Raw genomic sequence first — 14,042 nt, 5'->3', positions numbered from 1 at the left:
TCCTCAGATGTCATGACAGGTGCGCCCCGGCGGCCGCGAGCAACCGACTGCCGTTCTGGCTCATGATGCGTTCCAGGTCATCGTCCTCCAGCCCGGATAAAGCCACCTTGCCTAGGCCGTATCGAGGGTCTATGAAGGGCATGTCGCTTCCGTAGACCACCTTCTCCGGCCCCACTTCCGCTACCATCCGCCTCACCCAGGCGCCGGTGACGTAGGACCCGGTGGTGTCCAGGTAGAGGTTGGGATGCGATCGGGCGAGGGAGATGAACTCGGGGAATCCCGCCGGGACTCCGCCGGAGTGCCCCATGAGAACGGGCACAGAGGGGAACTCTCTGGCCAGCGCGCTCAGCATGTCGGGGGTGCAGTACTGGTCGCCCTTCCAGGTATGAGTGAGGATGAAGGTGTTGCGCTCGCGGGCGATCTCCCACGCCACCTGGTAGCCCGGGTCAGTGGCCCGATAGTTGTGCATGCTCGGGTGCAGCTTGATCGCCACCAGCCCGGCATCCAGAGCGCGATTGAGCTCGTCCCGAACGGTGTCGGGCTCGTGGGGGTAGGGGACAGCGTAGCCGAAGAAGCGGCCCGGGTAGCGGCGCACCAAATCGAGGGCCAGGTCGTTGCCCTCGGTCCTGGACGGCCCGATGGACAGATGCGGGGCTACCACCAGTGCTTCTACCCCCATGCGGTCCATAAGGCGCACCATGCTGTCGGCGTCGCTGCCCAGGATGGCGAAGTTGTGGTGGGGGCCGGCGTGGGCGTGCAGGTCTACCACTCGGCACAGGTCATTGAGCGGTAAGCCATGGCGAACGGCCTCGGCGATAGCGTAGCTTGCCATGGTGGCCTCCTCACGCGGCCTGGGGAAGCCGGACGCCTGCCAGCAGGCGCCTGGCGTTACCGGAGGCGATCAGTTCCTTGTCGCTGTCGGAGATGGTGCTGTACATAAGACGAGCGAGCGAGCCAGCGCCGTCTACCAATGGGGTGCCGGTGCCGAAAAGCAGGCGCTCAGGACCTACCGTAGTAGTGATGTGCTCGATCGCCAGGTTGTCAGCCAGATAGGCGATGTCCACGTAAAGGTTAGGGTAGGTCTGGAGCAGGGGCATCAGGTAGCGCAGGATGCGGTAGCCTCCCCGAGCGACCACCAGAGGAAGACCGGGCCAGCCCACCAGCACCTCCTGGATCGCTTCCCAGGAGGTCTCCTGCAGTTGGAGCAGGACGGGAACGCTTGCCCCTGCCAGTGCATCCAGCAGGTCACCGGCGAACGGGCGGCTGAGGCTGAAACGCTGCGCCTGAGGATAGAGGCAGACTGCGCCGGCGCGGCTGTCTCCCAGGTGGGCCAGAAAGCGGTCCAGGCCGCCCACGTCCTCGGGAAGAGGCGCGGCGGCCAGGCACGGGCGGAGCTCCGGATGGCCCTCGAGGGCTCGCAGCAGCGCCTGGTTGCCCTCGATGGGGTCGTACCACCAGCCCCAGGTGTGGCGGACGAGGGCCCCGCGCACGCCGATCCGGTCGAGTTCCTGGCGGAGCGTTTCCACATCCGGGGTCAGCGAAGCTTCGGTCGGCCATCGGCCCAGGAAGCAGTTCACGTCGAACAGGTCCATTGGCATTCGCCTCCTAGCCGCAGCAGCCCGGCGAGATCGGTGGTCTCGAGAGCGGGGCTGCCTGCTATGGTTGTACCAGCATCAGGGGGACGGGCACGAAGAGCAGGGCAGCCAGCAGCAGTCCGAGGACGGCCAGCAGTCGTTCCCGCCAGTTCAGAGGTGTCACGTCATCTAGTACCAGGTGCCGGCGCGAGCCTAGAAGGAGGATGAGCACTGCCCAAGCGTACCAGCCCGGCCAGGCGAGACCTAGCAGGAACATGCCGGCGGCGATGGTCACGGTCAGTATCTGGGCGGTACGCCCCAGCAGAGCGTACGCCACATGACCCCCATCGAGCTGGGCGGCGGGGATCAGGTTGAGCCCCGTCACCAGCAGCCCCGCCCAACCGGCGAAGGCCACGGGGCTCAAGTCCACGTCCAACCCTGCGCCTGGCAACCAGCGGCCCAGGATGACGCGCTTGAGCACAAGATAGAAGACGGAGTTGCCTTCCTGCAGGAAAGCCTGGCCTTCCGGCAGCGGACCCACTGTGGAGGTCTTGAGCCCGTAGATCAGTACCACTATGGCGACCACCAGCCCGCTGAGTGGGCCCGCCAGGCCGATGCGGAGCAGCTGACTGCGGCTGCGCGGGGGAGAGCGCATGTTGATGAAGGCCCCCATGGTACCCAGGGGGCCCAGAGGCATGGGAATGAAGTAGGGCAGCGAGACCTGGACTCCGCCCCGACGGGCGACCAGGTAGTGGCCCATCTCGTGGGTGCCCAGAATGGCCAGGAGAGACACAGCGAAGGGCAGGCCGCTCAAGGGGCGGCGCAGGACGCTCTCCAGGTCGGGCTGAGTCATGGTGCCGCCCACCAGGAGCACGCTGGCGAGGGTCGCCAGCAGAAGGGCTAGAGCCAACCGAGGACGGGTACGGTGTTGGGGGGGAGAGTGCGGGATGGCGGCTAGGATGTCGGTGCCGCGCTGGCGATCCAGAGTAGTCAAGTAGCCTCGGGAACGAAAGCGCTCTCCGACGGCCTCGATGGCTTCCGCCGGGTCGGCCAGGAGCCGGCCGCGGAAAATCACCGCGCCGGGTGGCTGCTCCAGCTGAATGGAATCGTCCACCGCCATGACTTCGTCCACGATGGCCCGCAGACGCTCGATATCGGCAAGGCTCAAAGGCGGTTCGCCTCCCTCCAGGTGGCGTACTCGGCTCCTTGACCGGGCTGTGGCTCCCCCCTAGAATGCGGCACTGACCGAGGACGCGACTGCATGACGCCACCCTGTCTCAAACTGGTTGCAGTGCGGGACGCCTTTCGCAGCAACGCTCGCTGGCCTTCGTGCCACTGCGCCACGGTATCGGCGCTGGGGGATGGCCGGCTCGGCGCCGCCTGGTATGCCGGAAGCTACGAGACGGCTCCCGACCAGGCCATCCTCTACTCGCGCTTCGACTGCCAGGCCCTGATCTGGGATCCTCCCACGGTGCTAGTGGATACGCCCGGCAAGGCCGATGGCAATCCCGTATTGTGGCGGGCGAAATCGGGCACCACCTGGTTATTCTACGTGACCATTGTCGGCCATTGGTGGCACGAATGCAAGGTGTTCGCCGCTGCCTCGCCCGACGGGGTACGCTGGGACGCCCCTTCGGCTATTCGCGAGGAGTGGGGCTGGATGACCAGAGCTCGTCCGCTGGAGCTCGATGGGGGCCCGGTCCTCCTGCCGCTGTACGATGAGAGGGACTGGAGCGCCCACGTCGCCACGTGGAGAGACGGTCGGCTGGGGGCGCGTTGGGGCCACCTCACCACGTCGCAGGGGGTCATACAGCCCTCACTGGTGCCTCTGGGTGACGGCCGGGTGGGTATGTACCTGCGCACCGGAGGCCGCGGCGGAAGCATTTGGTACAGCCAATCTGAGGACGGCGGCAGGACTTGGGCTTACCCGGAGCCGACGCCTCTGCCGAATCCGAACAGCGGCATTGACGCCTTGAGGCTGCACGACGGTCGCCTAGTACTGGCCTACAACGAATCCCGCTCGCGGCGCACACCTCTGGCTCTGGCCGTCAGCCGGGACGAGGGACGGACTTGGCAACGAGAGGCGATAGTGGCGTCCGGTCCGGGTGAGTTCAGCTACCCGGTGCTCTTGGAGGGGCCGGACGAGCGGCTTCACCTGCTGTACACTCATCGCCGAAGGGCGATCCGGCACTGCATCTACGAGACGCGTTCGCGCTGAGTGCGGCGGAGATGCCTCTCCATCCAGTTGGCCGAGGTGATCGGACGTGGGGTCGCCTTTGGTGTCGCCCGCGGTGATAGGAGCGATAGCAGTCGTGCTACTTGTGAGAAGGGCCGTGTGCGTCGTCAGGGCTCCGGGAGCGAGGGAATCTCTTCTCTGGGTCCTGACTCTCCACTTGCGGCTAAGGTAGCCGGCCCGGGCCTGGCAGGCCGCTTCGGGATGCCGAGCGCTGAGTCATTTCTACGGAGGTGAGCACCGATGCCGTTCACGTACAACCCGTCTGCCTTCCTGGCCTTCCGCGACGCCGAGGCCTGCGCCAAGGCCCGTGCCATCAAGAAGGAGGACATCACTAAGCACAGCAACCCCGACTTCCGCATCCGTGTGATCGAAGACTCGGCCGAGTTCTATGCCGCCTTCGCCCTGGACATTGTGCAGCGAATCGCTCAGTCTGCCGAGGAAGGCCGCAACCTGGTCATGATCCTTCCAGTGGGGCCGGTGCCTCAGTACACCATAGCCACGGAGATGATCAACCGGCTGCGCATAAGCTGTCGGCACGTCCACACCTTCAACATGGATGAGTACGCCGATGACGAGGGCCGAACCGCCCCACCGGACTGGCCTGGCTCTTTCGCCACCGCCATGTGGGAGAGCTTCTTTGGCCGCATAGACCCAGAGCTGCGCATGCTGGAGGCGAACATCCATTTCCCCAATAGCGATAACATCGGGGACTACGGCAAGATGATCGAGGACGCGGGCGGCCCGGACGTCTGCTACGGGGGGATCGGCTGGTCCGGCCACATCGCTTTCTGGGAACCCCACCTGGCCGATGATTTCGGAGGGGACTTCGAGGCCTGGAAGCAGGCCGGGCCGCGGATCGTGGAGCTGCACCCGATCACCATCATGCAGAACGCCTTGCACTCGTTCAACAGCGACTGGTCCTGGGTACCGCCCAAAGCGGCCACCATCGGCCCAGCTCAGATACTGGGGGCGCGGGACCGCAGCTTCTGGCTGGATGGGATGTGCGGGCCGCCAGGGAGCATGAGCTGGCAGAGGTTCATCGCCCGGCTGGTAGCGCACGGCCCGGTGACGCCATACGTACCAGGCTCGGTACTGCAGACGGTGCCCGGTACCTACACCATCCTTGGGGGCGTGGCGGAGAACGTCGAGATCAGCATGCGCTAACGCGTACCTCGAAGCTCGAGGCTTACAGAGACGGGGAAGGGGGATCCCCCTTCCCCGTCTGACGTGCTCGAAGGAGCAAGCCTACTTCAGGTAGGCTCCTTCGACCTTGCGCAAGGCGGCGGCGATGTCCTCGGACTCCTTCTCCCCATAGCACTCGTGGACGGCAAGAGTCATGTGGTTCTCTCGGGCTAGGTGGGCGTTCGGGAGCTTGCCCTCGTAGCTAACCTCGCGGCCGTAGTAAGGGCAGACCCAGGGGCAGCGAGACTCCCCGTAGGTAGCCCGGTGTTGCATCCAGTAGGTATCGGGCATGACCCAGGCGTAGGAGGCGGACACCGGCAGGCCCTCCGCCCGCAGAGCGGCGGCCACGTCGGCCTTGGGCACGCGCAGCCGCTCGGGGTACACCCGCAGGAACAGGAACCAGTACGACGGGTTCACATCCTTGATTACCTTGCCCAGGCGGATGGCCTGGAGACCGTCCGTGCGTTCGCGGATCATCTCCACGGCCCGGCGACGGCGATTCACGATCTCGGGCAGCTTCTCCAGCTGGACCCGCCCGATGGCTCCCTGGAGTTCGGTCATGCGGTAGTTCATGCCCAGGAATAGGTTCGACGTCTCGTCGCTGTTGAAGGGCTTGCCCCGGTCGGCGAAACGCTTGGCGTTCCAGTACAGCTCCTCGTCATTGGTTAGCACCATGCCGCCCTGACCACCGGCGGTGCTGTGCTTGCCGCTCATCAGGCTGAAGGCGGCCAGGTGCCCGATGGAACCCACCTTGCGGCCCTTGTACTCGGCGTCATGAGCCTGAGCGCAGTCCTCGATGACGTAGAGGTTGTGGCGCGCTGCCAGCTCCATGATGGGGTCTATGTCGGCGGGTTGACCGGCGAGATGGCACACGATGATGGCCCGAGTCCGGTCGGTGATTCGCTCCGCCACCGACTGGGGATCCATGTTCACCGTCTCCGGGTCCACATCGGCGAAGATGGGAATGCAGTTGGACCAGATGATGGGCATGACCGCGCCCGGGTCGGTGATGGGAGCGGAGATGACCTCCGAGCCGATGTCGAGCCGCAGAGCGCCCAAAGCGCTGTGGATGGCAGCAGTGCCACTGCTAGTCGCCGTCCCGAAGCGAGTGCCCACATGGGCGGCGAACTCCTGCTCGTAGGCGTCTACCTCGGTGCCGCCGTAGCGGTCGAATGCTCCCCCCTGGTCGGCGACTCGGCGCAGGAGAGCCAGGACTGCTTCTATCTCCCGCTCGTCTATCTGGATGCGTGTGGGGAAAGGCTCCTGCCTCACCGGCGACCCACCCTCGATGGCTAGCTTGTCGGACATGCGAAACGCCTCCTGGTGGCCCTTGCGGGGACTGTGCGGCCAACGCCGCCGCTGACCCGGCGCGCGCGTCCAGATGGCAGCGGGCGGCGGTGCTGGCCGGAAGTGCCTTGCTGCACGAGACGTTGACTAGTCTAGGGCAATCTAGGACAATTGGCCATCTCACGAGGGGCGGAGGCAGTGGGCGCAACCACTCCAGCGCCCGGCAGGGGCGGTCTCGCGCGGGTGGTGGCTGCCTCGGTGTTGGCGAACCTGGCGGTCATAGGGTTGGTGGTCGTGGCCCTGCGCTGGCCGGACCCGCAGCCCATCACGCTGGCCACGGCGGCCACTGCCAGAGCTCTCGGAGGGCGAGAGGTTACCGTCTGCGTTAGTGGCGCGGTCAGGTACCCCGGCATATACCGCCTGCCAGCGGACGCTACCGTGGCCGACGCCGTGGCGGCTGCAGGGGGGCCCTTGGCCGGGGCGGCTGCCGATGCGATCGATGCCATGCTTCCGTTGGGCGAGGGGACGGTGGTCCACGTGCCCGGCGAGCAGCCGAGCCGGGCCCTGGCCCCACTCGACATAAACCAGGCCGGAGTGGTGGAGCTGGAAATGCTGCCGGGGATCGGGCCGGTCCTGGCGGGGCGCATCGTCGAGTATCGCGAGAGCCGGGGGCCATTCAGCACCATCGAGGAGCTGATGAACGTGCAGGGGATCGGGGAGAAGACTCTCGATGGCCTACGAGGGCTGGTGACGGTGCGCTAGAAGCGCATTCGAGCGCCTTGAACACCAAGGACAATAGAGGACAACGAACATGGAGCTGTTTCTGGACACGGCCAAGGTGGAGGAGATCCGCCGAGCCAAGGAATGGGGGATCCTGGACGGAGTGACCACGAACCCGTCTCACATTGCGGCCACCGGCCGCCGCTTTCGGGAAGTGGTGGAGGAGATCTGCCAGTTGGTTGACGGCCCCGTCAGCGTGGAGGTAGTGGCTACCGAAGCCGACGGCATGGTGGCGGAAGCGCAGGACATCGCCTCCATCGGCCCCAATGTAGTGGTGAAGATACCGACCATCGAGGAGGGGATCAAGGCCACATGGCGGCTGTCGCGTATGGGCATTCGCACCAACCTCACCCTGGTGTTCAACGCCGCTCAGGCCCTCCTGGCGGCCAAGGCCGGAGCTACCTACGTCAGCCCCTTCGTTGGTCGGCTGGATGGCATTGGCCATTCCGGCATGGAGATCGTCCGTCAGATCCAGACCATCTACGGGCACTATGGTTACGGAACCAAGGTGATCGTGGCCGCGGTCCGGCATCCGATGCACATCCTGGAGGCGGCGTTGGCGGGTGCCGAGGTGGTAACCTCCCGCCTGGATGTGGTGGAGCAGTTGTTCCGCCACCCCATGACCGATGTGGGACTGGAGCAGTTCCTGGCCGACTGGGCCCGGGTGCCCCAGTGAGTCGGTCGGGAGGCCGGGCTGTGCTGGACCCGCGCGCGCACCTGGAGCACACTCTTCTTGGAGCCAATGCCACCATCGGCGAGGTGGAGCGAACGTGCACCGAGGCCCTGTCGCTCAGCCTCTTCGCCGTCTGCGTGGCGCCGTGCTGGGTGGCGGACGCAGTCCGGATTCTTAGTGGTAGCGATGTGAAGGTGGTCACCGTGGCCGGCTTTCCTTTCGGCACCGCCACCACGGCCACCAAGGTGGCAGAGGCCAGCGAGTCCCTGTCGCTGAGGGCCAGCGAGGTGGACATGGTGCTGAACCTGGGCCTGTTCCTGTCCGGCAGAGAGGGGCGGGCGGCGGAAGACATGGAGGCGGTGGCGGAGGCGTGTCACCGGGCGGGTGGCCGGCTCAAGGTCATCCTGGAGACGGGATACCTTACGGACGAGCAGAAGCGGCGGGCTTGTGCCCTGGCGGTAGAGGCGGGGGCCGACTTCGTCAAGACCAGCACTGGGTTCGGCCCTGGCGGAGCCACGGTTGAGGACGTGGCCCTGCTGCGGCAATCAGTGCCTGCCACAGTGGGGGTGAAGGCCGCCGGGGGCATACGTGATCTCAAGACCGCTCTGGCCATGATCGCCGCCGGAGCGAGCCGGATCGGTACCAGCGCCGGAGCCGCCATCGCACGGGAGGCGGTCGGCATCTTGGGAGGAGAGACCAGTGAGTGAGGTACAATACTCTCAAGCCGGGCCTATCGGCAGGCGCATGTTCGGGCAGCTTCGCCTTTTCGAGCCGGCTCAGGGACAGACCGTTCTCGAGCCTACGGGGAGCGGCAAAGGCTACTGGGTAGGGGCTCCTGGCGCTCTGTATGACGATGAGGCGGACCGGTTCTACCTGTACTATCGGGTGCGCGAGCCCAGGCCGGTGCGGGGGAAGGAGTGCCACGTTGCCTCCAGCGCTGACGGCGTGTGTTTCCAGCCTGTGTGGACGGCCACGCAGCAGGACCTGGGGACAACCTCCATGGAACGCTCCAGCCTCTTCCGCACGCCGGAGGGCCGCTGGCGTCTGTACCTGTCGTATGTGGGCGAGGACGCCCAGTGGCGCATTGATTACATCGAGGCGGATCGACCGGAGCGCTTCGACGTCCGCGCCCGGCGGCCCGTCTTCAGGGCCGCCGACGTAGACGCCGAGGGAGTCAAGGACCCCTGGGTGGCGAGGATTGGTCCCCTCTACTACATGCTGGTCAGCTACGCCCCCAGGCCCGAGCGGCTGAGTACGCAGGAGAAGGGAACGCTGCACGCCACCGGAGACGTGTACAACACCGGCCTCACTAAGTCGAGCACCGGCTTGGCGATCAGCGAGGACGGGGTCCGCTGGCAGTGGCTCGGTGAGGTCTTCCCTCCCTCGGAGACGGGGTGGGACTCGTGGTGTGCCCGGCTGGGCAGCTTGGTGTACGTCCCGCCGGTCTACCTGGGCTTCTACGATGGCGCCGCTGGGGTGGAGGAGAACTACGAGGAACGGTGCGGCCTGGCGGTCTCGACGGACCTGTGGCACTTCCGGCGGGTGACCGTCGCCGGTCCGGCGCTGACCTCTCCTCATGCTTCGGGCTGTGTCCGCTATGTGGACGGGCTGTACGCCCGAGGAGCCTACTGGTTCTACTACGAGTTCGCTCGCCCCGACGGGTCACACGAGCTTCGGGTCAGCCGGGTGGTGCCCAAGTGAGCGTGCGCGTAGGTGTCGTCGGGGCGGGACGTATGGGGCAGGAGCATCTGCGTCGCCTCTCGAACCTCGAGGTAGCCGAGGTCGTGGCCGTGGCCGACACTAACGGTGACCTGGCGCGGGCCCAGGCGGACCGTTACGGGGCACGGGCGTACGATGATGCCGCCCGGATGTTGGCCCAGGAGGATCTGCAGGCGGTGGTGATCGCCACTCCCGGACGGCTACATCGCGAGCATGTGGACATGGCAGCCGAGGCCGGCCTTCACATATTGCTCGAGAAGCCGGTGGCCATCTCGATGGAGGACGCTCTCGCCATCCGAGATACGGTGCGCCGGTCAGGCGTGATCACCGCGGTAGGTTATCAGTGGCGCAACCTGGACACCATGGGAGAGGTTCGCGAGGTGCTTCGGGATCAGAGCATCACTATGGCCAACGGCACCTGGTACTGGACCACCCCTCTGGTGAGCTGGATAGCGGATAAGGATCAGGGCGGAGGCCAGTTGGTGGACCAGGTGACTCACCTGTTCGACCTGATGCGCTACCTGGTAGGCGAGATCGCCACTGTGTACGCCCGCTACTCCACCCGAGCGCGGGCCGGGCAGCCTGGGTTCAACAACTGGGACGCCTCGGCGGTAGCTTACGAGTTCGAAAGCGGGGCCGTGGGCGTAGTGCAAGCGACCTATGCGCTCTTCACCGACTGTCCGGTCCCGGTTACCCTGGACGTCGTCGCCCGGGACCTGCTGGTGCGCGTGACGTCGGCTCAGGTCGAGGTGCATCGGCCTCGACAGACCCGCATAGCGCGAGCAGGCCCCGGCTGGGGGTTGAGCTTGGACCGTGACTTCATCGACGCGGTTCAGACCGGAGACAGAAGCAGAGTGCTGTGCGATGTGGAGGAGGCGGTCAGGTCGCTGGCCGTGTCTCTGGCGGCGAACCAGAGCGCTGAGGTCGGTCTGCCGGTCCGGGTGCGGGACTTGCTGGCGTGACGTGGTCGTGACGAAGGGGGAGAGGAGCTTGACGCAGTCTCGACCGGGGGGCCCGGAAGGGAACGGGAGAACCCGTTCGGGCAAGGCGGGGTTCATCCGCGAGTACAACCGCTGGCTGGTGGCGAACTTGCTGCGGCGGGAGGGGCCGCTCTCCCGGGCTGACCTCGCCAGCCGACTGGGGCTGTCGGCCCCCGCGGTGTCGCGCATCGTGGAGGGGCTCATTCGCCAGGGTTACGTGGAGGAGACCGGACTGGCCCACACCGCCGTAGGGAGGCGACCCCGGATGCTGGGGATCCGGGCAGAGGCAGGCAGCGTGGTCGCGGTGGATCTGCGCCGGGTGGATCGGGTGGAGGTGGGCCTCGTTGATCTCCAGGGCTGCTTGGTCGGAAGCCGAGAGCGGCGGCTGGAGTCGCTGGAGCCGGCCGCGGTGGTGGCCGAGATAGGCCGGCTGGCGCGCGAAGTGGTGAGCGAGTGGGGCGGTTCTCGTCCTCGGCCGATGGCAGTGGGACTGGCCTGCCCCGGCGTTATCGACTTTGAGAGGGGCACGGTGGAGTACTCAGCCCATTTGCTCTGGCGCGATGTGCCCATCCGCAGCATGCTGAGCGAGGAGCTCGGGTTACCCACCGTAGTGGACACCGACTGCAACGCGCCCGCCCTGGCAGAGTCGTGGCTGGGGGCAGGTGCCACCGTTGACCACCTGGTCTACCTGGCTCTCGGCCCGGGCTTGGGCGTGGGCATAGTGGTGGGAGGCTCGGTGTACCGGGGGGCCTCAGGAGCTGCCGGGGAGCTGGGTCACACGGTCGTGCAGGTCGAGGGCGGGCGCCGGTGCCGGTGTGGCAACTGGGGCTGTGCCGAGACGTTCCTCTCGGACGAAGCCATCGTGCAGTCGGCGCGCGATGCGGGAGTGGACGTTGGGGCCCCGTCGGAAGGTGATGGGCCGGCGGCGGTAGCCCGGGTGTTCGCCGCGGCCAGGGACGGGGACGAGGCCGCGAGGCTGGTGGTAGAGCGAGTCTCCCGCGCCCTGGAGGTTCTGGTCCTCAACATCCTAAACCTGCTCAACCCGCAGCTTCTGGTGGTGGATGCCCAGCGGGGAGCGGAGGAGGAGCTTCTGGCTGTGGCCAGAAGGGCGGCCGAGCACTGTGCGCTTCCGCTGGTGGGGCGGGCGGCCCGCATCGAGACCCCTACGCTGGGCGACAAGACGGTGCTGGTGGGGGCGGCCATGCTGGTACTGGAGCGGTTCTGGCAGGCCCCCGTCTTCGACATTGAGGTGAACTACCGCGGCCTGGCGGGGACCCGGAGCATAGGCCGCGAACCGGGGGCGGTTTGACACGGTTTGTGCGTCAGACTACAATGCGGAGCGCGCATGAGCCCTGGGCATGGTAGTGCCCGCGCTGGATGACTTCGCTTGGAGGGTAAGAGATGGCCGAAGGTGCCGTGTGGATGAAGAGACGTGCGACAATAGACTCGATGGACGTGGAGCTGGGCAAGCGCACGAGGCTGCATCGCCTTCTTTACGGCAGCGGGCTCGGCAACGGCACGCTCCTGCTGCTTCCCATAGATCAGGGGCTGGAGCACGGTCCGGTGGATTTCTTCTCCAATCCTGATGCCGCCAATCCCGAGTACCAGGCCAGGTTGGCCCTTGAGGGCAACTACAACGGTATCGTGTATCACATTGGCCTGGCCAAGAAGTACATGCGTAGCTACGCCGGCAAGGTGCCCCTGATCCTCAAGATCAACGGCAAGACCAATATACCGTCAGACGCTGAGGCGTTCTCTCCCCTGGACGCCACGGTCGAGGATGCCGTCCGCCTGGGCGCTGATGCCGTCGGATACACCCTCTACGTGGGCTCACCGGCTCAAGACCGCGACTTCCTGCAGTTTGCCGAGGTACGCTCGGAGTGCGACCGGTATGGCATGCCACTCATCGTGTGGGCGTATCCCCGAGGCGCGGCGATCGAGGCTAAGGGAGGTCGGGATAGCATCTACGCTGTGGACTACGCTGCTAGGGTCGCCTGTGAGGTGGGTGCTGACATCGTCAAGCTGAATGCGCCGGAGTACGACCCTGACAAGGCTAACCTGTACCCGAAGCCCTACGACAAACTGGCTCTGGACTACGCTGAAGGCATAGGCAAGGTGGTGGAGTCGGCGGGGCGCACCATGGTGCTGTTTTCGGGCGGCAGCCGGATGGGTGACGAGGACTTGCTGAACAAGGCTCGCGCCGCTATGGAGCAGGGGGCCACCGGGCTGATCTTCGGCCGGAACATGTGGCAGCGGCCCCTAGCCGAAGGCATCGCCATCACCAGACGGGTTCAGGAGATTATGAGAGATTTCGGCATCCCGGCCTAGTCACGGCGGGCGTTCTGTAGCGACGCAGGGGCGGCGGAAGCCGCCCCTGTTGCGTTGGGGGTTCATCGCGGGGCAAACCGAGCTTGGGCCGCTCTTGCGCGCCAGTTCACCGGAGGGGTGCGGGGATACGGGGGAATCCTCAGGTCGCGAAGATACATGGCACACAAGTTGCAGAGTCATCACTGGCCATTGATCATTTCGGCTCGGGCCACCACTGCTGGAGGGGGATCCCCGCACAATGCAGAGCAGTGTCCTGGACATACTGGAGAGAAAGGTCGAAGACCTGACTACCCTGCCAGGCGTGGCTGTGCGCCTAATGGAGATGTGCTCGGACCCCGAGGTGAGAATCGGTAACCTGGCCACGGTCATCGAAAGCGATCAGGTCGCGGCCTCGCGTATCCTGCGGCTAGCGAACTCCGCCTATTACGGCCGGTTCGCTGGAGTTTCGTCTGTTCGCGAAGCGGTGATGGTCTTGGGGCTGGAGGCGGTCCGGGCACTGGGGCTGAGCATCGGGGTATACAGCGCCTTCGAGACCAAGGAGAGCGCCCAGCGCCCCGATGTCGAGCGTCTGTGGCATCATTCCATCGGGGTGGCGCTCCTAGCGCGGGAGATAGCCAGGCGCCTGGGGGTCAAGGACCGGGAACGCATCTTTGTGGCTGGTCTGATCCACGACATGGGCCAGCTGGTCATGCTGCAGTACCTGCCCGACCGCTACGAAAGCCTGCTCAGAGCGGTGACGGGCAGCAGTGTGGCGTTCGATCGGGCGGAGCGGGAGGCCCTGGGCACGGATCACGCCGAGGTAGGCGCCTGGCTGGCGCAGAAATGGTCGCTGCCGCGGGAGCTATGGCTGCCCATCTCGCTCCATCATGCCGCCAGCATCCCGGAAGGGCCGGATCCGGGGCTGGTCGCCGCCAGGATAGTGCAGGTAGCGGACTGGCTTGTGCTAACTCAGGGGCTGTGCCCGACCTGGTGCGAGGGGCGGGCGCTCCCCGTGCCCACCAGCCGGAAGAGCCTCGCCCTGGATGACGATTCGCTCCTGCAGCTGTGCCTCGGTCTCGACCGCCGGGTGTCTCAGATCTGCTCGGCGCTTGGCCTGAAGCCCGTTTCGCCCGATCTGTTCCAGCGTACGCTGCATCAAGCGAACCGCGTTCTGGCGCAGTTGGCGGTGGACCTGAACTTCCGCAGTCGCCGTCTCCGCCAGTCCATGGACGCGCTGATGCTGTTGCAGAAGGTGACCACGGCGCTGCTGGGGAGGCAGGATGTCAGCTCCATCCTCGAGTGCT

The 14,042-nt window shown here is 66.0% G+C and carries 14 protein-coding genes; 10 read left to right on the top strand and 4 right to left on the bottom strand.

Going from position 1 to position 14,042, the window contains the following annotated elements; translation table 11 throughout:
• Nucleotides 1–10 precede the first annotated feature (10 nt).
• The 3 genes from HPY83_12810 to HPY83_12800 all read right to left on the bottom strand — a co-directional run bounded on the left by HPY83_12810 (nucleotide 11) and on the right by HPY83_12800 (nucleotide 2,742).
• Entirely contained in the window at nucleotides 11–832 is an 822-nt protein-coding gene (locus tag HPY83_12810) for an amidohydrolase (protein ID NPV08827.1), read from the bottom strand.
• A 10-nt stretch (nucleotides 833–842) separates the two neighbouring features.
• Entirely contained in the window at nucleotides 843–1,592 is a 750-nt protein-coding gene (locus tag HPY83_12805) for an amidohydrolase family protein (GenBank protein ID NPV08826.1), read from the bottom strand.
• 64 nt (nucleotides 1,593–1,656) lie between these two features.
• Nucleotides 1,657–2,742, bottom strand: a complete 1,086-nt coding sequence (locus HPY83_12800) for a site-2 protease family protein (GenBank protein NPV08825.1) — start codon at nucleotides 2,740–2,742, stop codon at nucleotides 1,657–1,659.
• A 93-nt stretch (nucleotides 2,743–2,835) separates the two neighbouring features.
• Here HPY83_12800 and HPY83_12795 point away from each other — a divergent pair, with 93 nt between their 5' ends.
• Both HPY83_12795 and HPY83_12790 read left to right on the top strand, forming a co-directional pair.
• On the top strand, nucleotides 2,836–3,792 hold the full coding sequence (locus tag HPY83_12795) for an exo-alpha-sialidase (protein NPV08824.1): 957 nt from the start codon (nucleotides 2,836–2,838) through the stop codon (nucleotides 3,790–3,792).
• Between the two features lie 258 nt (nucleotides 3,793–4,050).
• The gene (locus HPY83_12790) at nucleotides 4,051–4,974 is read left to right on the top strand and encodes a hypothetical protein (GenBank protein ID NPV08823.1); all 924 of its coding nucleotides are present in this window, start codon (nucleotides 4,051–4,053) and stop codon (nucleotides 4,972–4,974) included.
• Nucleotides 4,975–5,055: 81 nt separating this feature from the next.
• Here the strand turns inward: HPY83_12790 and HPY83_12785 are convergent, their stop codons facing one another.
• Nucleotides 5,056–6,300 carry a DegT/DnrJ/EryC1/StrS family aminotransferase gene (locus HPY83_12785; GenBank protein ID NPV08822.1) on the bottom strand — a complete coding sequence of 415 codons (1,245 nt, stop codon included), beginning with the start codon at nucleotides 6,298–6,300 and terminating at the stop codon, nucleotides 5,056–5,058.
• Nucleotides 6,301–6,477: 177 nt separating this feature from the next.
• Here HPY83_12785 and HPY83_12780 point away from each other — a divergent pair, with 177 nt between their 5' ends.
• The 8 genes from HPY83_12780 to HPY83_12745 form a co-directional block, all read left to right on the top strand.
• Complete coding sequence (locus tag HPY83_12780; GenBank protein ID NPV08821.1) at nucleotides 6,478–7,041, top strand: helix-hairpin-helix domain-containing protein; 564 nt, start codon at nucleotides 6,478–6,480, stop codon at nucleotides 7,039–7,041.
• Nucleotides 7,042–7,090: 49 nt separating this feature from the next.
• The gene (gene fsa, locus HPY83_12775; GenBank protein NPV08820.1) at nucleotides 7,091–7,735 is read left to right on the top strand and encodes a fructose-6-phosphate aldolase; all 645 of its coding nucleotides are present in this window, start codon (nucleotides 7,091–7,093) and stop codon (nucleotides 7,733–7,735) included.
• 23 nt (nucleotides 7,736–7,758) lie between these two features.
• Entirely contained in the window at nucleotides 7,759–8,439 is a 681-nt protein-coding gene (gene deoC / locus HPY83_12770) for a deoxyribose-phosphate aldolase (protein NPV08819.1), read from the top strand.
• A gap of 37 nt (nucleotides 8,440–8,476) precedes the next feature.
• Nucleotides 8,477–9,433: a hypothetical protein gene (locus HPY83_12765; GenBank protein ID NPV08818.1), complete on the top strand. Its 957-nt coding sequence runs from the start codon at nucleotides 8,477–8,479 to the stop codon at nucleotides 9,431–9,433.
• A complete protein-coding gene (locus HPY83_12760; protein NPV08817.1) occupies nucleotides 9,430–10,413 on the top strand; it encodes a Gfo/Idh/MocA family oxidoreductase in 984 nt (327 codons plus the stop codon). Before HPY83_12765 ends, HPY83_12760 begins: the two co-directional genes overlap by 4 nt.
• Before the next feature lie 28 nt (nucleotides 10,414–10,441).
• Nucleotides 10,442–11,740, top strand: a complete 1,299-nt coding sequence (locus HPY83_12755) for an ROK family transcriptional regulator (GenBank protein ID NPV08816.1) — start codon at nucleotides 10,442–10,444, stop codon at nucleotides 11,738–11,740.
• A 113-nt stretch (nucleotides 11,741–11,853) separates the two neighbouring features.
• On the top strand, nucleotides 11,854–12,759 hold the full coding sequence (locus HPY83_12750) for a fructose-bisphosphate aldolase (protein NPV08815.1): 906 nt from the start codon (nucleotides 11,854–11,856) through the stop codon (nucleotides 12,757–12,759).
• A 238-nt stretch (nucleotides 12,760–12,997) separates the two neighbouring features.
• Nucleotides 12,998–14,042: HDOD domain-containing protein (locus tag HPY83_12745; protein NPV08814.1), on the top strand; the 1,045-nt coding region annotated here is incomplete at its 3' end.

This window comes from Anaerolineae bacterium (genome assembly GCA_013178015.1).
In the GTDB taxonomy this organism is placed as follows: domain Bacteria; phylum Chloroflexota; class Anaerolineae; order DRVO01; family DRVO01; genus Ch71.
This window is presented reverse-complemented; position numbering and strand designations above follow the sequence as displayed.